The organism is Nocardia transvalensis NBRC 15921, from assembly GCF_000308875.1.
Classification (GTDB): domain Bacteria; phylum Actinomycetota; class Actinomycetes; order Mycobacteriales; family Mycobacteriaceae; genus Nocardia; species Nocardia transvalensis.
Genome location: NZ_BAGL01000062.1, coordinates 60,059 through 77,736, shown reverse-complemented (window position 1 = coordinate 77,736; position 17,678 = coordinate 60,059). Strand labels below are relative to the sequence as shown.

General features: G+C 69.2%; 19 protein-coding genes. 10 read left to right on the top strand and 9 right to left on the bottom strand.

What is annotated here, in order from left to right:
- Window positions 1–11: 11 nt before the first annotated feature.
- Window positions 12–572: a DUF3558 domain-containing protein gene (locus ON41_RS21740; RefSeq protein ID WP_083905536.1), complete on the top strand. Its 561-nt coding sequence runs from the start codon at window positions 12–14 to the stop codon at window positions 570–572.
- Between the two features lie 98 nt (window positions 573–670).
- A complete protein-coding gene (gene cynS / locus ON41_RS21735; protein WP_040749541.1) occupies window positions 671–1,111 on the top strand; it encodes a cyanase in 441 nt (146 codons plus the stop codon).
- Between the two features lie 2 nt (window positions 1,112–1,113).
- Here cynS and ON41_RS21730 read toward each other — a convergent pair whose 3' ends face one another.
- The 4 genes from ON41_RS21730 to ON41_RS21715 all read right to left on the bottom strand — a co-directional run bounded on the left by ON41_RS21730 (window position 1,114) and on the right by ON41_RS21715 (window position 3,781).
- Window positions 1,114–1,797 carry an endonuclease V gene (locus ON41_RS21730; protein ID WP_040749540.1) on the bottom strand — a complete coding sequence of 228 codons (684 nt, stop codon included), beginning with the start codon at window positions 1,795–1,797 and terminating at the stop codon, window positions 1,114–1,116.
- A gap of 55 nt (window positions 1,798–1,852) precedes the next feature.
- Window positions 1,853–2,149 (bottom strand): hypothetical protein, encoded by a 297-nt coding sequence (locus ON41_RS21725; protein ID WP_040749539.1) that lies wholly within the window; start codon window positions 2,147–2,149, stop codon window positions 1,853–1,855.
- Window positions 2,150–2,237: 88 nt separating this feature from the next.
- On the bottom strand, window positions 2,238–3,104 hold the full coding sequence (locus ON41_RS42310) for a CE1 family esterase (protein WP_169336503.1): 867 nt from the start codon (window positions 3,102–3,104) through the stop codon (window positions 2,238–2,240).
- 164 nt (window positions 3,105–3,268) lie between these two features.
- Window positions 3,269–3,781: a YbaB/EbfC family nucleoid-associated protein gene (locus ON41_RS21715; protein WP_040749595.1), complete on the bottom strand. Its 513-nt coding sequence runs from the start codon at window positions 3,779–3,781 to the stop codon at window positions 3,269–3,271.
- A gap of 431 nt (window positions 3,782–4,212) precedes the next feature.
- On the opposite strand from ON41_RS21715, the gene ispG reads away from it, so the two are divergent.
- The 3 genes from ispG to ON41_RS21700 all read left to right on the top strand — a co-directional run bounded on the left by ispG (window position 4,213) and on the right by ON41_RS21700 (window position 8,218).
- Complete coding sequence (ispG, locus tag ON41_RS21710) at window positions 4,213–5,343, top strand: flavodoxin-dependent (E)-4-hydroxy-3-methylbut-2-enyl-diphosphate synthase (protein ID WP_221332931.1); 1,131 nt, start codon at window positions 4,213–4,215, stop codon at window positions 5,341–5,343.
- Window positions 5,344–5,438: 95 nt separating this feature from the next.
- A complete protein-coding gene (locus ON41_RS21705) occupies window positions 5,439–6,302 on the top strand; it encodes a GNAT family N-acetyltransferase (protein ID WP_083905534.1) in 864 nt (287 codons plus the stop codon).
- Between the two features lie 65 nt (window positions 6,303–6,367).
- A complete protein-coding gene (locus ON41_RS21700; RefSeq protein WP_083905526.1) occupies window positions 6,368–8,218 on the top strand; it encodes a penicillin-binding transpeptidase domain-containing protein in 1,851 nt (616 codons plus the stop codon).
- Window positions 8,219–8,432: 214 nt separating this feature from the next.
- Here ON41_RS21700 and ON41_RS41740 read toward each other — a convergent pair whose 3' ends face one another.
- Window positions 8,433–8,588, bottom strand: a complete 156-nt coding sequence (locus ON41_RS41740) for a hypothetical protein (protein ID WP_157185573.1) — start codon at window positions 8,586–8,588, stop codon at window positions 8,433–8,435.
- Window positions 8,589–8,783: 195 nt separating this feature from the next.
- Window positions 8,784–9,296 carry a peroxynitrite isomerase gene (locus ON41_RS21695; RefSeq protein ID WP_051162132.1) on the bottom strand — a complete coding sequence of 171 codons (513 nt, stop codon included), beginning with the start codon at window positions 9,294–9,296 and terminating at the stop codon, window positions 8,784–8,786.
- Window positions 9,297–9,651: 355 nt separating this feature from the next.
- On the opposite strand from ON41_RS21695, the gene ON41_RS21690 reads away from it, so the two are divergent.
- Both ON41_RS21690 and ON41_RS21685 read left to right on the top strand, forming a co-directional pair.
- On the top strand, window positions 9,652–10,482 hold the full coding sequence (locus tag ON41_RS21690; protein ID WP_040749536.1) for an ABC transporter permease: 831 nt from the start codon (window positions 9,652–9,654) through the stop codon (window positions 10,480–10,482).
- Window positions 10,483–10,552: 70 nt separating this feature from the next.
- Complete coding sequence (locus ON41_RS21685) at window positions 10,553–11,371, top strand: ABC transporter permease (RefSeq protein WP_040749535.1); 819 nt, start codon at window positions 10,553–10,555, stop codon at window positions 11,369–11,371.
- A 166-nt stretch (window positions 11,372–11,537) separates the two neighbouring features.
- On the opposite strand, the gene ON41_RS21680 is transcribed toward ON41_RS21685, so the two are convergent.
- Window positions 11,538–12,398, bottom strand: a complete 861-nt coding sequence (locus ON41_RS21680; RefSeq protein ID WP_040749534.1) for a helix-turn-helix domain-containing protein — start codon at window positions 12,396–12,398, stop codon at window positions 11,538–11,540.
- Window positions 12,399–12,633: 235 nt separating this feature from the next.
- On the bottom strand, window positions 12,634–13,959 hold the full coding sequence (locus ON41_RS21675) for a bifunctional o-acetylhomoserine/o-acetylserine sulfhydrylase (protein ID WP_040749533.1): 1,326 nt from the start codon (window positions 13,957–13,959) through the stop codon (window positions 12,634–12,636).
- 265 nt (window positions 13,960–14,224) lie between these two features.
- Here ON41_RS21675 and ON41_RS21670 point away from each other — a divergent pair, with 265 nt between their 5' ends.
- From ON41_RS21670 to ON41_RS21660, 3 genes are all read left to right on the top strand, one after another.
- Entirely contained in the window at window positions 14,225–14,668 is a 444-nt protein-coding gene (locus ON41_RS21670; protein WP_040749532.1) for an NUDIX hydrolase, read from the top strand.
- Window positions 14,669–14,762: 94 nt separating this feature from the next.
- Window positions 14,763–15,710: an RNA polymerase sigma-70 factor gene (locus ON41_RS21665; protein ID WP_040749591.1), complete on the top strand. Its 948-nt coding sequence runs from the start codon at window positions 14,763–14,765 to the stop codon at window positions 15,708–15,710.
- An 85-nt stretch (window positions 15,711–15,795) separates the two neighbouring features.
- Window positions 15,796–16,992: an NAD(P)/FAD-dependent oxidoreductase gene (locus ON41_RS21660; protein ID WP_051162128.1), complete on the top strand. Its 1,197-nt coding sequence runs from the start codon at window positions 15,796–15,798 to the stop codon at window positions 16,990–16,992.
- On the opposite strand, the gene ON41_RS21655 is transcribed toward ON41_RS21660, so the two are convergent.
- Window positions 16,982–17,581, bottom strand: coding sequence for a TetR/AcrR family transcriptional regulator (locus ON41_RS21655; RefSeq protein ID WP_040749531.1), 600 nt, complete (start codon window positions 17,579–17,581; stop codon window positions 16,982–16,984). The genes ON41_RS21660 and ON41_RS21655 overlap by 11 nt on opposite strands.
- Window positions 17,582–17,678 lie beyond the last annotated feature (97 nt).

Sequence of the window (17,678 nt, the reverse complement as noted above, 5' to 3'; positions counted from 1 at the left end):
TGAGGGGCGAAATGGGCAGCTGGGGGAATGCGATACTGACTCTGGTCTGCGGTGCGGGAGCTGTTGCACTGTTGGCGGGATGTAGCTCGGCGGATGGCGGTTCGACAAGTCGGCCGCATGCGACATCGACGATTGCGCCGGATGTGCCTGCGAGGTTCGACGCCTGCAAGTTGCCGACCGAGGTCGTGCAGACCGAGCGGTTGATCAAGCCCGAGACTGATACGAAGGATAATCCCGGGGGTGTCAAGTGGCGTGGGTGCCGCTGGATCCAGTCCGATGGGTTCGGTGCATCGATAGACACCACCAACCTCACTCTGCCGATGGTGCGGGCCAATAAGGATTTCACTGTGGACGAGGAGGCGACGATCGGCGGACGTCCCTCGCTCACTGCTCATCTCGGTAAACAGGACTCGCATACATTCTGCTCCCTGTATGTCGGGATGAGGGGCGGCAGCCTCGAACTCAACATCAACAACCCTTCATCGAGGAAGAGTTCCGGGACACGGCATGCCTGCGACATCGCAAAGAGCCTGGCGGAAGGGATAGCTCCAGCCATACCGGCGACGGCCTAGGTGCACAGCCTTCTGAAGCCCCTCTTCCAGCGCAGTTAACGTGGTGGGAATTTTGGGGTCGTAGAGTGCGCGGGATTCGAGATGTTGGGAGGTTCGGGATGGATAAGGGTGAGGCTGGGCGGGTTGTGGTGGGGGCCAAGGGGAGGTTGGGGGTTTCTTGGGGGCAGATTGCGGAGGCGATCGGGCGGGCGCCGGCGTGGACTGTGGCGGCGTTGCTGGGGCAGCATCCGGTGCCGGATGCGGAGGCGAAAATCGTTGCGGGGCTGCTGGAGTTGGGGGAGGACGTGGAGGCGGCGTTGCGGGCGCAGCCGATGCGGGGGGCGCTCGAGAGCGCGGTGCCGACCGATCCGACGATCTATCGGTTCTATGAGGTGTTGCAGGTATACGGGCCGGCGATCAAGGAACTCATTCACGAGGAGTTCGGTGACGGCATCATGAGCGCCATCAATTTCCGGATGGATGTCAAGCGGGTCGAGGATCCCGCCGGGGATCGTGTGGTGGTGACGCTGGACGGGAAATTCCTGCCGTACCAGTGGTGAGGTCAGCTGCTGGGCGTGCTGTCGCGGAGCAGGGTGCGGCAGAGATGGTCGGCGCGGCGCGTCGTCTCCGGCTGGCGGTAGGTGGGGCTCAGGGCGAGGACCGCGGCGCAGGCGGTGTCGAGACCGATCAGGTGCCCGACGGAGACGTAGACGGGTTTGACTCCGGTCTGTGTCCGGACCGCGCGGCCGACCACCTCGCCGTCGAGGGTGATGTCGGCGACCGCGCCGCGCTCCGGGCCGGGCTCGTCGCACTCGCCCAGGACGTTCTTGGCGACACCCATCGTCGGCAGCCCGGTGACGAGGCCGAGATGACAGGCCAGTCCGAAACGCCGGGGATGGGCGATGCCCTGGCCGTCGCAGACGAGCAGATCGGGTGTGGTGCCGAGCTTTTCGAGGGCGGCGAGGGTGGTGGGGAGTTCGCGGAAGGCGAGCAGGCCGGGGACGTAGGGAAATGTGGCGATACCGTGCGCGGTGGCGGTCTCGACGGGCTCCAGCGTCTCGAAGTCCAGAACCACCACGGCCGCAACGACATTGCCCTCGTCGTCGTACGCGGAATCGATACCGGCGACGGTGCGGAAACGCGGAGGCCGCGGATCGGACGGCCGCACCAGAACGCGCAACCGTTCCTGCAGTGCGGCCGCCGCATCCGGATCGGCGGGCAATGCCTCGGGCATCGTCAGGCGCATGAACTCACCATGACATCCGTGCGGTGACCACACTGCCGCGGGGCCGCCTCCCGAACTACGTCTGAACGAGCCCCTTCTCCGGCCACCGCCCCTGTTGCCCGTGCCGCTGCAGGATGCTGCCCGCCGTCTCCCGCACCAGCCCGTCGGCGATCCGTTCGGGGTCGCGGACCTCGAGGGCCTCCTTATCGATGGTCAGGCTGCGGTCGAGGCTGTCCTCGCTCGTGCCGAAGCGGTACTCCACCTCGGTCCGGTCCTCCCGGACCCGGCTGTAGAACACCATCAATGCCACGGGCATCCCTTTCTGGATATTCCCCGGCAGGTCGTACGCCCCGCCGGGGAGATCGTCGCGCACGATCTATGAATTCGTACCCCCCGCCCCGCGTGCCCAACCGCCGACATGTGCGGGTCGGGCGTGCCAGGGGAGCGAAGGGCCACCCGCGCTACGGAAGTCGGTTGGCGTCGAACAGCTGCCACATCCGGTTGCGGACGTCCGCGCCACGGGGGTTCGGCGGCCAGACGTGCGCCTTGGTGGCGTCGTCGGGACCGTCGTAGAGGCGGTAGACGACCTTGGTGCCGGCGGCGCAGTCGAAGCGCTGGCCGCGCACGACGCCGGGGCCGGACTCGCCGTGTTCGGTGGTGCAGCCGTTCATCTCGCGCCAGAGGTCGCGGTGCTGTTCGGCGACCGCTTGCCAGACGACGGGGTCGTTGTCGTTGAGCATCACGCCGAAGGCGATGGGGCGGGAGGCGGGGCAGTCGTTCTTGTCCCAGGCGCCCTTCGGACCCGCCCAGACGGCGGCCGAGGCGATGAGATCGGCGGCGTCGCAGGCCATCCGGGACGTCATCTGGCCTCCGTTGGAGTGCCCGACGAAATGTATCCGGTTGCGAGCCACACAGTGGCGCGCGCGGATGTCGGCGACGACCTGGCGCAGGAATCCGACGTCGGGCCCGGTGTTGCGGGCGAATTCCCAGGCCCACTGGTTCTCGCCCTCGTTCTTGCTGCCGCGCGGGTAGGCGACGATGACCTTGTGGGAACTCGCGAAGTCGGTCCACCCGGTCTGCTTCTCGAATGTCGTGGGATTGCTCCGGCCCCCGTGCAGCGCCACGATCAGCGGCGCCGGCCCGGACAGGCCCGCCGGCACGAACAGCAGGTACGGGCGGCCGTTGATCTTCTGCTCGATGGTCTTGCCGGTGGGCGCGGTCGAGCACGCCGCCTCGGGCTCCTGCGTGTGACCGCGGCCGGTCCCGATCGCCGATGCCGGGGCCACGGACCCCGCGAACAGGAGGGCGGCCAGGATCCCCACCCCCACCGGAAACAGTCTCTTGATCCTCGTTTTCACCGAATCCACCTGTCTGCCAGTTATTTTCACGGCTCGTTCGATGACATCGTGCGCTGGGCCCCGGACAGCGACAATCCCCGAATCAGACCGGCAGCGGAAAGGGTGGGAGATGTTCGATCTTGTTGTCGGCCAGGCTAATACGGCCGGTGCGGCTGCTCGTCGAGGTAGGTCCGGTTGCGGTAGAACTCGTCCTCGTCCTCGTCGTCCAACGGCGGGGGCGGGGCCTGCGGCTCCTCGGCGGGTTCCGGGAGCATCGACCGCATGAGGTCCTTGATGCTCGGGGCGCCCGGGACGAGGTCGGACAGGTCGGGGAGTTCGCCCGCGAGGTTCTGGATCGGCGCGACGGCCTGTTCGGAGAGTTCGGCGGCAGCCCGTGCGGCGGCCTGGGCGGCCTCGGCCATCGAGCGGCCCAGTTTCTCCGGGGTGGAACGTTTGAACGCCTCCGGCTCCAGATGCACCTCGATCGGCACGCCGGAGACGTTGCTGACGACTCGCACCAGATTGTCCGACGACCATGCCTCGGCGGTGGTGGCGGCCAGGCGGGACCGCACGTCGGCCACCTCGCGCTGCTGTTGCTCGAAGGTCTCGAGCATCGAGTCGACCTGGGCGCGCAGGGCGTCGTTGCGGGCACGCTCGCTGTCGGTCATGGCACCTCCGAGGAGTGGATTGTCAGGCAGATTCCACCACCAGCCGGACATCCCGGGCAAACGCTCGTGATCCGGCATCACGATCCGGTCACGAATGTGTAATGCGTCACATCGACCGACAGATGCCCGGCGGCCTCACGAACCGTGCGAGCGGAGGGCCGAAATCGCCTCCGGGGCACCGTGGTTCACTCGGCAACGAATCACCCGTGGGCACCGATACATTCTGCGGCGGAGTGCGGTTGGTGCTCTCACAGCGTTTGCTCGGACAACACCACTAGACTCGGCCCCGAACGGGTGGAGCACATACACGAAAGTAGGAAACTGAACGTGAGCGAGCGCAGCGAGCGAACCGAAGTCACAGCGCGCTCAGCGCGAACGGTTGCGCCGAGCGTTAGCGAGGTGCAGCCGTGAGCGGTGCCATCGCATTGGGGATGCCGGCCGCACCTGCGGCGGTCCTCGCACCCCGGCGCAAGACCCGCCAGCTACAGGTGGGCAAGGTCGGGGTCGGCAGCGATTTCCCGGTGTCGGTGCAGTCGATGACGACCACCAAGACACACGACGTGAACTCGACACTGCAGCAGATCGCGGAGCTGACCGCGTCCGGCTGCGACATCGTCCGGGTGGCGTGCCCCCGGCAGGAGGACGCGGACGCACTGACCGCGATCGCGAAGAAGTCCCCCATCCCGGTGATCGCCGACATCCACTTCCAGCCGCGCTACATCTTCGCCGCGATCGACGCGGGCTGCGCGGCGGTGCGGGTGAACCCCGGCAACATCAAGGAATTCGACGGCCGCGTCAAGGAGGTCGCGAAGGCGGCCGGTGACGCGGGCATCCCGATCCGCATCGGCGTGAACGCCGGTTCGCTGGACAAGCGGATGATGGAGAAGTACGGCAAGGCGACGCCCGAGGCGCTGGTCGAATCCGCGCTCTGGGAGGCGGGCCTGTTCGAGGAGCACGGCTTCGGCGATATCAAGATCTCGGTCAAGCACAACGATCCGGTGATCATGGTCGAGGCCTACCGGCAGCTGGCCGCGCAGTGCGACTACCCGCTGCACCTGGGCGTGACCGAGGCCGGTCCGGCGTTCCAGGGAACGATCAAGTCGGCGGTGGCGTTCGGCGCGCTGCTGAGCGACGGCATCGGCGACACCATCCGGGTGTCGCTGTCGGCGCCGCCCGCCGAGGAGGTGAAGGTCGGCGCCCAGATCCTGCAGTCGCTGAACCTGCGCCCGCGCAAGCTAGAGATCGTGTCCTGCCCGTCCTGCGGTCGCGCGCAGGTCGACGTGTACACCCTGGCCAACGAGGTCACCGCCGGTCTCGAGGGGATGGAGGTGCCCCTGCGGGTGGCCGTCATGGGCTGTGTCGTCAACGGTCCCGGTGAGGCCCGCGAGGCCGATCTGGGCGTCGCCTCCGGCAACGGCAAGGGCCAGATCTTCGTCAAGGGCGAGGTCATCAAGACCGTGCCCGAGCACCAGATCGTGGAGACCCTCATCGAGGAGGCGATGCGTATCGCCGAGGGGATGGAGGACTCCGGTACGGGCGACCCGGTCGTCACCGTCGGATAGCGGCCGGACCGGATGCGTTCGTCCGCTGTGTGCCCTCCATCGCTCCCGGTAGGCAAACAGCAGCGTGTTCGCGGCGTTCGTGGCAGGCTGTGAACGTGCGGAGTGTGCTGGAGCCGACCCGCCGGTCGCGGGTCTCCGGAGCTCGCCAGCTCGCCAATCGCGATCTGGCACAGGTGCAACAGGTGCTGGACACCGATCCGGTGGCCAGCTGTATGGTCGCCGCGCGACTGCAGGAGTACGGCCTGGACAGTCGCGGCGGCCAGGGCGAGCTGTGGAGTCGCGGCGGCCCGACGGAGTCGCTGTGCTTCTCCGGCGCCAATCTGGTGCCGTTGCGCGGCGGTCCCGAGGACCTGCGCGCCTTCGCCGATCGCGCGGCGCGCTGGCCGCGGGTGTGCTCGTCGGTGGTGGGCCGGCAGGAGCTGGCGCTGCCGCTGTGGGAGATGCTCACCGAGCGCTGGGGCCCGGCCCGCGACCTGCGCGCCGACCAGCCGCTGCTGGCGCTGGACGGCACCGCCCGCGCGATCCCCGACGCCCGGGTGCGCCGGGTGCGTGCCGACGAACTGGATCGGTATCTGGTCGCCGCCGTCGCGATGTTCACCGAGGAGATCGGCGTCGACCCCCGCGCGGGTGACGGCGGGCGCAGCTACCGGCGCCGGGTCGCGAGCCTGATCCAGGCGGGGCGGGCGTGGGCCCGTTTCGAGGACGGCGAGGTCGTGTACAAGGCCGAGGTCGGCGCGATATCGCGGCGCACCGGGCAGATCCAGGGCGTGTGGGTGCATCCGGAGTGGCGCGGCCGCGGGCTGGGCACGTCGGGCACCGCGGCGGTGGCCAACGCGGTGGTGGCGTCCGGGCGCACCGCGAGCCTGTACGTGAACTGCTACAACGAGGCCGCCCGCCGCGCCTACGCGAATGTCGGATTTCACCAGATCGCCACGTTCGCTACGGTTCTGGTCGACTGAGGGCATCCGGCCGGCACCGTGTGTCGCCCCGTTTGCGACCCGTTGGCTGGCTACCATCGCTGTCGATGCCGACACCCGAAAGACGTTGTGAGCCCCGCCCGCTCGTCCCCCCGCGCGGGCGCGGCCTACGTAACCGGACGGCCGTCGCGCTGTGCGTGGCGGCGGTGGCGCTGGCGGCGAGCGGATGCGGATCCGGTTCGCAGGGCCCGGTCCCGGCCGCCGACGACTTCCTCGCCGCACTGGCCGAGCACGATGTGCAGCGCGCCGCCGACCTCACCAACCAGCCCGAGAAGGCAAGCGCCGCACTGGCTTCGGCATGGGACAAACTGCAGGCCGAGGAGCTGAGCGCACATACCGGCGACGCCCGGGTCACGGGGGACACCGCCACCGTCGACTACACCTACCGGTGGCGGCTGCCGAAGAACCGGATCTGGACCTACAGCGGACAGCTGCAGATGGGCCGCAGCGGCGGGCGCTGGCAGGTGCGCTGGACCTCGTCGGATCTGCACCCGAAACTCGGCGACACCCAGATCATGGAGCTGCGTGCCACCCCGGCGCCGCGGGCCCGAGTGAACGAGCGCTCCGGCAGCGACATCCTGGTACCCGGTACGGTGCACCCGATCTCGTTCACCGCGAACGCGGCGCCGGACCCCGGCTACGTGGCGGGAGCCCTGTCCGACGCCCTGAACCGCGTCGGCGACGACCACACCGCCGACACGATCCTCGCCGCCGCACGCCGGGCGCCGGGCGCGTATACCGTTGCGACGCTGACGGATCGGGAGTTCGAGCAGGTCGGTGACGACATCCTCGGGCTGCCCGGCGTGCGGATCGGGACGGAGGCCGATCTGGTTCCGGTCGATCGCGGCTTCGCGCCGGATCTGATGACGCAGGTGCGGAAGACGGTCATCGACGAGGTCGACGGCAAGGCGGGCTGGAGCGTGACCACCGTCAACGCCAACGGCGCCGATGTCGGCGTGCTGCAAGAGGTGCCGCCGCAACCGGCCCCGTCGTTCTCGCTGAGCATCGACCGCAATGTGCAGAACGCCGCACAGCGCGCGGTCGACGTCCGGCCCGACCAGGCCATGATGGTCGTGCTGCAACCGTCCACGGGCGCGGTGCTCGCGGTGGCGCAGAACAAGGCGGCGGATACCGACGGACCGGTCGCCACGTCGGGGCTGTATCCGCCCGGCTCCACCTTCAAGACGATCACCGCGGCCGCCGCGATGGCGGAGGGCACCGCCACCCCCGACACCGTGGTGCCGTGCCCGAGCCGGATCGTCATCGGTGAGCGGACCATCCCCAACTACGAGCTGTTCACCATCGGCGATGTTCCGATGGCGACCGCCTACGAACGGTCCTGCAATACGTCCTTCGCGAAGATCGCCAGCGAGTTGCCCGCAGGCGCGCTCACCGACGCGGCGGCCCGGTTCGGGATCGGGCAGGACTACACGGTCGCGGGACTGCCGACCGTCTCGGGATCGGTGCCGCCGGCGAAGCAGCAAGTCCAGCGCACCGAGAACGGCATCGGGCAGGGCACCGTGGTGGCGAGCCCGTTCGGGATGGCGCTGGCGGCGGCCACGGTCGCGCGCGGCACGACGCCGACGCCGTATCTGATCGCCGGATTCGAGACGAAGGTCCAAGGCGACCGGCCGTCCCCGTCGCCGGAGGTGATCAAGGGCCTGCGGATGATGATGCGCAAGGTCGTCACCGGCGGCACCGCCGAGCGGATCGCGGATCAGGGCGAGGTGTACGGCAAGACCGGAGAGGCCGAGGTCGACGGCGGTTCGCACTCGTGGTTCATCGGCTACCGCGGCGATATGGCCTTCGCGACGCTGCTGGTGAAGGGCGGGAGTTCGGACAACGCGGTCGCCACCACCCGCGACATGCTGGCCGCGCTGCCCCCGGGAACGGCGTAGCGGGGGGCAGGAATAGCGGCGACGGGAGCGGTGGCCGGAGGGGCGACGACGGGAGTGGCGGCTGGAATGGCGGTGGCGGGAGAGGTGGCCGGAAGGGCGACGACGGGAGCGGGGCCGGAATAGCGGCGATGGAAGCGGTGGCAGGAACAGCGACGACCGGATGCCTGGTCACGGGTGGCATCCGGTCGTCTGGTCGCAGCGTGTTCGTCGGTGTCTATGGCGCGTGCACCTCCAATCCGCTCGTGGCCGTCGAGGCGCTGTGCTCGACGGGGGAGGTCGCTCCGGCGGAGGCGTCACCGAGCAATTCCACGGCGCCGGTACCTGCTAGGAGCATCCCCGCGGTGATCAGGGTCAGCGTCGAACGCTTCATGGTCTTCTCCCTTGTGGGTGAGCGAGATCCAATGGGCTCGAACTAGATGCCGCCGGCTGTTCGCCGACGTTGCCGACTGTTCGCCGACTGGGCAAACGGTAGAACGCCAGCAATCTCCTAGACAACCCCCGGTGCGCAATAGCACAGACCCCCGCGGACGTGCCGCAGGTCACGGGCGTGTCGGTGACCTTTTTGTTACTCGGCGCGACGCAGGCTGGCGGCGAGATGATGCTGCTTCGGCTCGCCGACGGCGGCCATGCGCAGCGTGTAATCGATGGTGTCGCCCGACAGCCGGAGCGAGCGGCCGAGTGCCGTCACGAGTTTCGCGGTGGTGCTGCGGCCGATGTGGGTCGAATCCAGTTCCAGGCGCAGACCGTCGCCGGCGACATCGAGGCTGCCCTCGCAGATCTCGGTGATACCGGTCGGGTGGGCGAGGATCAATTCGATGCGGTCGCCGCCCGGGCAGCGCAGATATCCGGTCTCGGCGTGCAGCGAACGGCCGTCCTCCGCGTGGCGGGTGCGCTGACGGTAGGTGAGGAACGGGCGGCCGACATGGCCGAAGTGGATTTCCTCGTGGTAGTCGAACGAGTCGATGGTCGGGTACTCCCCGTGGCCGGAGCCGCGCCAGGTGCCCAGCAGCGGGGCCAGGTGGGCGATATCGGGATGGGGCGCGACGGCGGGCTGGGGTTCGAGCACGGCGGTCAGCATAGTGGCCGCGCCCGGCGCGGGCGCGCGGACGGCACGCCGGGATCGCGGGAAAAAGCGTGACCCCGCTTGACAGCGGGGAAGGGAGGGGGCCGCTCGGAGGAAGGGAGAGGGTCGCTCGGAGAAGGTGCCGGGGGAGTGGGGGCTCGGGGAAGGTGCCGGGGAGTGGGGGCTCGGAGAAGGCGCCGGGGAGTGGGGGCTCGGGGAAGATGCCGGGGAGTGGGGGCGCGGGGAAGATGCCGGGGAGCGAGGGGCTTGCTCGGCGAACACGCCCGCGCGTCGAACCATCACCGGCGTTCGGACGATGTCTCTGGTGAGATGGGCTGAACTGCCGTCGTCGCACGGGGAGGATTCACGGATGACCGGCGATGTGATCGCGCTGGGCGGGGCGCCGCCCGCCCCTCGGCGCTCGGCGGTGCGGCAGTGCTGGGTGCTGGCGTTGCGCCTGGTCCGGCCGTCGCTGCGCAATGGTGAGGTGCTGACCGCGCTGCTGTCGCCCGCGGTGTTCACCCTCGGGTTCTACGTTCCGCTGAACAAGGTGATGGGCTTCGCCGGGCACGGGCTCAGCAGCTACGGGCAGTTCCTGATGCCCATGATCGTGTTGCAGGGGGTGTCGTTCTGCGGGACCGCGGCGGCCTTCCGCGCGGCCACCGATGCGCGGGACGGACTGGACACCCGCTTCGCGACCATGCCCATGCCGTCGGTGACCCCGCTGGCCGCCCGGACCACCGCCGCGGTGTACCGGATCGCGATCGCGCTGGTGTCGGCGCTGGTGTGCGGTTACGTGGTCGGCTTCCGGTTCGCGGGGAGCGGCTGGGAGACGGCCGGATTCCTCTGTTTCTCCCTGTTGCTCGGGCTGCTGCTGTGCCTGCTGGGCGATCTGCTGGGCGCGCTGTCGAAGAGTCCGGAGGCGACGACGCAGGCGCTGGTGCTGCCCCAGCTGATCCTCGGCATGGTCTCCACGGGATTCGCGCCGGCCGCGCAGTTCCCCGACTGGATCCGGGGATTCGCTCGCGACCAGCCGGTGTCGCAGTTCGTCGACGCCCTGCGGGTGCTCGGCGGTGACCCGGGCGGGCGCGCCGGGGTGGTGGGCTGGGATACGGTCGGGCCGGGTCTGGCCTGGGTGGGCGCGGGATTGCTGGCGTTCGGGGGCGGATCCGTTGCGGTGGCCTTGCGGAGGCAGCGATGAGGGCCCATGGGTGTTCGGGGGTCGCTGTGACGGCGAATGTGTGCGGTGCGACGGGCGTTCGGAGGTGGCGATGACGGCGAGCGCCGTGGTCGAGCTGCCGGTGGTGGGGTCGCGCACCGAGACGTGGCGACTGCTGGTGCCGCAGACGGTGATTCAGACGCGGCGGCTGCTGGTGCGGTGGCGGCGGGATCCGCTCACCATGGCGCAGTCGCTGATATTTCCCGCGCTGCTGCTGGTGATGTTGAATACGGTTCTGGGACGGCAGATCTCGGCGTTCTCCGGGGCCGACGCTCTCTACGGGTCGGTGCCGATGGTGACGCTGGTCTCGGTGATGTCGGGTTCGCTGGCGGGGGCCATCACCCTCGGCCGGGAGCGCGACGACGGGCTGCTGGCGCGGTTCTGGGTGCTGCCGGTGCATCGCGCGTCGGGACTCCTGGCGCGGATTCTCGCCGAGGGTGCGCGCATCCTGGCCTGCACGCTGGTGCTGTTCGGGATCGGGATGCTGCTGGGATTCCGCTTCCAGCAAGGGCTTCCGGCCGCGGTGGCACTGGTGGGGGTACCGCTGATGTACGGCCTCGGTTTCGCGACGATCGTCACCACGGTGGCGGCGTACAGTGCCAAACCGGCTCTGGTGGAAGCGATTTCGCTGGGATCGTCGCTGCTGATGTTCTTCTCCACCGGCTTCGTGCCGCTGGCCGCCTACCCGTCCTGGGCGAAACCCATTGTGGCGCACCAGCCCATGTCCTACGCGGTCGACGCCATGCGCGGCCTGTCCCTGGGCGGCCCGGTGCGGGGGCCCCTCCTGGCGACCGTCGCGTGGTCGGCAGGTGCGGTAGTGGTCTTCGCGATCCCTGCGGTGGTTGGGTACCGGCGGGCCAGCAGGCGGTGAGAACGGCTCTCGATGCACCAGCGCAGCAGGCGGTAATCGCCACTCATATTTCCCCGGCACGCTTTTGGCCGGGGCCTCGCGAGTTTCCGGCCAGAAGCATGCCGGAAAATGAGTGGGGCGCGCCGGAGGTGGGGGCGCGCGGGGGGCGAGCGGGGGTGCGCCGTGGCTAGCGCAGGTCGTCGGCGATTTTGGAGATGAGGGTGGAGGAGTCTCGGGGGCTGAGGGCCATGGCGCGGAGTTGGTCGAACATGACGCCGAAGCGGCGGATCTCGTTGTGGCCCTCCACGATGTCGTCGCCGGCTATGCCCTCGACGTACACCAGTTCCGGGTCGGCGGGGTCGTGGAAGTCGAGGACGACGAAGGAGCCGACCATCGCGGGGTGCGCGCCCGCGTCGAACGGCAGTATCTGCAGGATGACGTTGCGCTTCTCCGATTCCTCGACCAGCCGCAGCAATTGGCCCCGCATCACCTCGCGGCCGCCGACGACGCGCCGGATGGCGGCCTCGTCGAGCACCACCCACAACTCGAGGGGCTCCTCCTTGGCCAGCACCTTGGCCCGCTCGAACCGGGCGCGCAGCCGCTGCTCGATCACCGCCGTCTCGACCTTGGGCATCGCGGTATCCAGCACCGCCCACGCATACTGTTCGGTCTGTAATAGGCCGGGGATGAACGAGGTCTGGAACAGCCGCGCCGACAGCGCCTCGTTCTCGAAATTGATGTAGGCCGCGTATACCTCCGACACCGCCGCCTCGAACGGGCGCGACATGCCGGGTTTCTGCGCCTCCTGCAGCAGTTGCAGCGCATCCGACCGCTGCGGATCCTCGATGCCGTACAGTTCGAGCATCGCCATCAGCGTGCGCCGCTGCGGCCGCGCCTGCGCCGTCTCGATCCGGTACAGCGTGGTCACATTGATGCCGGTGCGGCCGCTCACGACCTCCTTGGTGATCCCGGCTTCCTCGCGCATCTCGTGCAGCAGTGCGGCCAGCCGTCTGAGCTGGACCGTCAGCACCGTCCGCTTGCCTGCCATCGTGCCCGTTCCCCTCTGAACGTGCGGCCTGAGTTCCCGTCGTCGCGAATTCCCGGCAGCGCTGTGTACGCGCCGGGCCGTCGTTCGAGTTCTGAGCATAACCACCGAGGCCGCCGAGTTCGCCGGGTTCACGCCGCGGGTGATCTAGATCGAATACGACGATGCCCCTACCAAAGAGCGGTAGGGGCATCGTGGTGGAAGCGGTAGGGCCTCGTTGTGGAAGGACCTCAGCGCGTTACGCGCCCACGGCGTCGAATCCGGTGCGCAGGTCGGCCAGGATGTCGTCGATTCCCTCGATGCCGACCGCCAGGCGGACCAGTCCGGGGGTGACGCCCGAGGCGAGCTGCTCCTCCGGGGTGAGCTGCGAGTGGGTGGTCGAGGCCGGGTGGATGACCAGCGACCGGACGTCACCGATATTGGCGACGTGGCTGTGCAGGGTGAGGGCGTTGACGAACTTCTTGCCCGCGTCGACGCCACCGGTCAGCTCGAAGCCGATGATCGCGCTGGTTCCCTTGGGCGCCAGCTGCTTTCCGCGCTCGTACCACGGCGACGACGGCAGCCCCGCGAACGAGACCGACGTGACTTCCGGCCGCTCGGTGAGGAATTCGGCGACCGCCTGCGCGTTCTGCACGTGCCGTTCGACCCGCAGGCTCAGCGTCTCGAGGCCCTGGCTGATGAGGAAGGCGTTGAAGGGGGAGATCGCCGAGCCGAGGTCGCGCAGCAGCTGGACGCGGGCCTTCAGCGCATAGGCGGGCGCGCCGAGTTCGGCGAACACCACGCCGTGGTAGCTGGGGTCGGGGGTGGTGAAGCCGGGGAAGCGGGACTTGCCGTCGGCGTCGGTGACCGTCCAGTCGAAGCCGCCGCCGTCCACGATCACGCCCGCGATGGCCGCGCCGTGCCCGCCGAGGTACTTCGTGGCCGAGTGGACCACGATGTCGGCGCCGTGCTTCAGCGGCTGGATCAGGTAGGGCGTCGGGACCGTGTTGTCGACGATCAGCGGCACCCCGGCCGTGTGCGCGACCTCGGCGATCCCGGCGATGTCGAGGATGTGGTTCTGCGGGTTGGACACCGTCTCGCCGTAGACCGCCTTGGTGTTCGGGCGGATGGCGGCCCGCCACTGGTCGAGATCGTCCGGATCCTCGACGAAGCTGACCTCGATGCCGAGCTTGGGCAGCGTGTAGTGGAAGAGGTTGTAGGTGCCGCCGTACAGGCGCGGGCTGGACACGATATGGTCGCCGGCGCCCGCGATGTTCAGGATCGCGAACGTCTCGGCGGCCTGGCCGGAGGACAGCAGCAGCGCGGCCACGCCGCCCTCGAGCGCCGCGATGCGCTGCTCGACGGCGTCCTGGGTCGGGTTGATGATGCGGGTGTAGATGTAGCCCGGTTCGGCGAGGCCGAACAGCGCGGCGGCATGATCGGTGTCACGGAAGGTGTAGGAGGTGGTCTGGTAGATCGGCAGAGCGCGGGCGTTGGTGGTGTCGTCGGGCACCTGGCCGACATGGACCTGCTTGGTCTCGAAGCTCCAGTTCTGGGCGGGGTCCGGCGCGGCGGGGTCGGTCATCGGGGTCTCCTGGTGTGGTCGCGTCCCTGTCGATACGCCCCAGACGGAACTACATTCCGCCGGTAGAGGGCATTGTTTGAATCGGCAAGATTCCAACGCTCCGCCGCCGGGCCCGGCAACCCTTACCGATTGCGAACGAAATCCGTTGTGGCCGTTAATATTCTGTACTGCCTGTCATCTGCCGGTCACGCCACGGTAATATCGAGAGATCGGCGCTCTCAGATTACGGGCGCCTCTGCCTGGATGAAGGTTGGTGAATTCGCCGATGTCGGTATCGATGTTCGACGAGGTGCTTCCGCGCGGCGAACGGGACGGGGTCGGGCTACGGGTCGGTGCGATCATCGACCGTGAGGGGGATGTGCTCCTGCTGGAGCCGCACAGTTCGGGGCCGATCCGCCCCACCCTCAAACTGCCGGGCGCGACCGTGGAAGCGGGAGAGTCGGTGACCGGGGCGCTGGTCCGTGGCGTGCTCGAGGAGACGGGGCTGGTCGTCACCGGCGTGGGTCACCACGTCGGCGACTTCGACTATCTCTCCCCCGCGGGGCGGCCCGTGCGACGGCTACATTTCGCGGTGCAGGTGGCGGCCACGGCGCCGGTGGTACTCAGCGCGCACGCGCGGTACGTCTGGGCACCGCTAAGCGACGACCTGCACGTCACGTCGTCCATTCACGGGATCCTGGACACCTACCGGGATATCGTCCACCGCTGACGAGGGAGCCCTCGCCGGGTTCGCGATCGACAGTTGCCGGCTGTAGGCGTCCCCGGTGGTGGACGGTAGCCGGGGGATGGCCGACGATGGTGTGATGTCGCTCCATACACAAGAGGCGGATCTGTTCGAGGGCTTCCGCGGCCGCCTCGGAGCGATCGCGTACCGGCTGCTGGGGTCGGCCGGGGACGCCGAGGACGCGGTGCAGGAGACGTATCTGCGCTGGCACGCGGCCGACCGCGACCGGATCGAGACGCCCGAGGCGTGGCTGACGAAGGTGCTCACCAATTTCTGCCTCAACCAGCTCACCTCGGCGCGTGCCCGGCGGGAAACCTATGTGGGACAGTGGCTTCCGGAGCCGATCCTGGCGGGCGACCCGATGCTCGGTCCCGCCGACACCGCCGAGCAGCGCGAGTCGGTCTCGATGGCGATGCTCATGGTCCTGGAGCGGTTGTCTCCCAACGAACGCGCGGTGTACGTGCTGCGCGAGGCGTTCGGGTACTCGCACCGCGAGATCGCCGAGATCCTCGAGATCACCGAATCGAACTGCCAGCAGATCTACCGGCGCGCCAAACAGCATGTCGGCAGCGGCGACCGGGCCCGTGTGGACGTCGACCCGGCGGCCGCGCGGAAGCTGGTCGAGGAGTTCCTCGCCGCGGCGCTCAGTGGTGACACCGCGCCGCTGATCCGGTTGCTCACCGGCGACGCGGTCAGCGTCGCCGACGGCGGCGGCCGGATCCCGGCCCGCAAGATCCCGGTCGTCGGCGCGCTCGATATCGCGCGCTACCTGCGGCACGTCTTCGCGCCGACCGATCCCCGGCGGGCCTTCCTCGGTGGTGCTCCCGCCTTCCACGCCGTTGCCGTCAACGGCGGTCCGGCCGTCCTGGCCGAGGTCGACGGGCGGATCTTCGCCGTCTTCTGCCTCGAGGTGACGGCCGACGGGATCGCGGCGATCCACCTACAGGTCAATCCCGACAAACTCGCCCGCATCACCCGCGAATGGGCCGCCAGCGGGCCGCATCGGCGGCTGGCGATCGACTGGTGACAGTGACCCACATCACAGCTGGTGCTGTCAGGTTTCGCGTGCCTGTCCGGTTCAGGTGGTGAGCGCAATCAGATAGGAGCGAGCCATGAAGCACCGCATCGTCGTCCTGGGGGCCGGGTACGCCGGAGCCATCGCCGCGGGACGCCTCGCCAAGCGGCTGCACCGCGACGACGTCGAGATCACCGTGGTCAACGCCGATTCCGAATTCGTGGAGCGGGTGCGCATGCACCAGCTCGCCACCGGGCAGGAACTGCGGCCGCGCCCGCTGCGGGAGATGTTCGCGGGCACCGGGATCCGCGTCCGGATCGCGCGGGTCACCGCCGTCGACGTGGAGCGCAAGACCGTCGCACTCGACGGCGAGCACGGCGTCGAGACCCTCGGCTACGACAGCCTCGTGTACGCGCTGGGCAGCACCGTCGCGCAGACGGTCCCCGGCGTCGCGGAATACGCGCACGAGGTGGCCGGAAAGGGGTCGGCCCTACGGCTGCGGGCGCGCCTGGGCGACCTGGGTCCGGGCGCTACCGTCCTGGTCGTGGGTGGCGGGCTGACGGCCATCGAGGCCGCCGCCGAGATCGCCGAGGCCCGCCCGGATCTCGCGGTCACCCTCGCCGCCCGCGGCGGCGCCGGTGCCTGGCTGGACGAGAAGGCCCGGCGCCACCTGCGCGGCGCCTTCGACCGGCTCGGCATCACGGTCCGCGAGAACACCGACATCCTCCGCGTCGAGGCGGACGGTGTGGTCGTGGCGAAAGAGTCGGGCGCGGAACGGATTCCGGCCGAGGTAACCGTGTGGACCGCGGGTTTCGCGGCGCATCCGCTCGCCGCCGCCACCGCGCTGACGGTCACCGAGACCGGGCGGATCGTGGTCGACGGCACCATGCGCTCGGTCTCGCATCCGGACGTGTACGCCATCGGCGACGCCGCGAATGCCGTAGGGGTGGGCGGTAATCCGCTGCGCATGGGCTGTGCCACCGCGACCCCGATGGCGTGGCAGGCCGCCGACGCCCTCGCCGCGCGGCTGACCGGCCGCACGGTTCCCGAGGCCCCCATCGGCTACGCCAGCCAGTGCATCAGCCTCGGCCGCCGCGACGGCATCATCCAGCGCGTCGCCCCCGACGACACCCCGACCTCCCTGGTGTTCACGGGCCGGATCGCCGCTCGCATCAAGGAATTCGTCTGCGCGGGCGCCGCGTGGAGCGTGTCGCACCCCACGGTCCTGATGCCCACCCGCCGCCACCGCCTCGCGGCGCCGGCCGGGGCACAGGGCTCGCTCGTCACCCGGTAGGGGACGTCAGCCGGTCCACTTCGGCGGTGAACAGCTGGGCGGGGTCGAAGCCCATGCCGTCGAAGTGGCCGGCCAGTTCCAGGGACAGCACGCCGTGCACGCGGGTCCAGAAGATCAGGGCGCGGTCCAGGGTCGTGGCCGGGTGTCCGGTGGGGCTCGGGGGAAGGTCGCTGTGGGCCTCCAGCAGCACGGTCAGGATCTCGTCCGAGAGGACGGTCGTCTCGGCGGGGGCCCGGTAGCCGGGGACGGGGGTGCCGTAGATGAGGAAATACCGCTGCGGGTCGCTCAGCGCCCAGTCGCGCACGGTGTGGGCCAGGCCGGAGATGCCGGCGCCGGAGTCGGCGGCGGCGCGGACGGTGTCGGCGAGGCTGCGGTAGGCGTCCCGGATCAGCTCGGTGATCAACTCGTCGCGATTGGCGAAGTACCGGAACAGGGCCGGGCCCGTCATGCCCAGACTCTTCGCGATCGCGTTGAGCGACAGCGCGGAGGCGCCCGCGGCGGCGATCTGCTCCCACGCCTGCTCCTTGATCGCCGCGCGCATCTGGATGCGGTAGCGCTCCCGCGGACTCGTCGCCTCCGCACCGGTCATCGGCTGCTCCTCTCGCCGTTCGGCCTTCGTTACAAGGTATCACTCTTGCTATTGACTATCACTGTGAGGAGTGATTATAACTTGTAACGAACGAAAC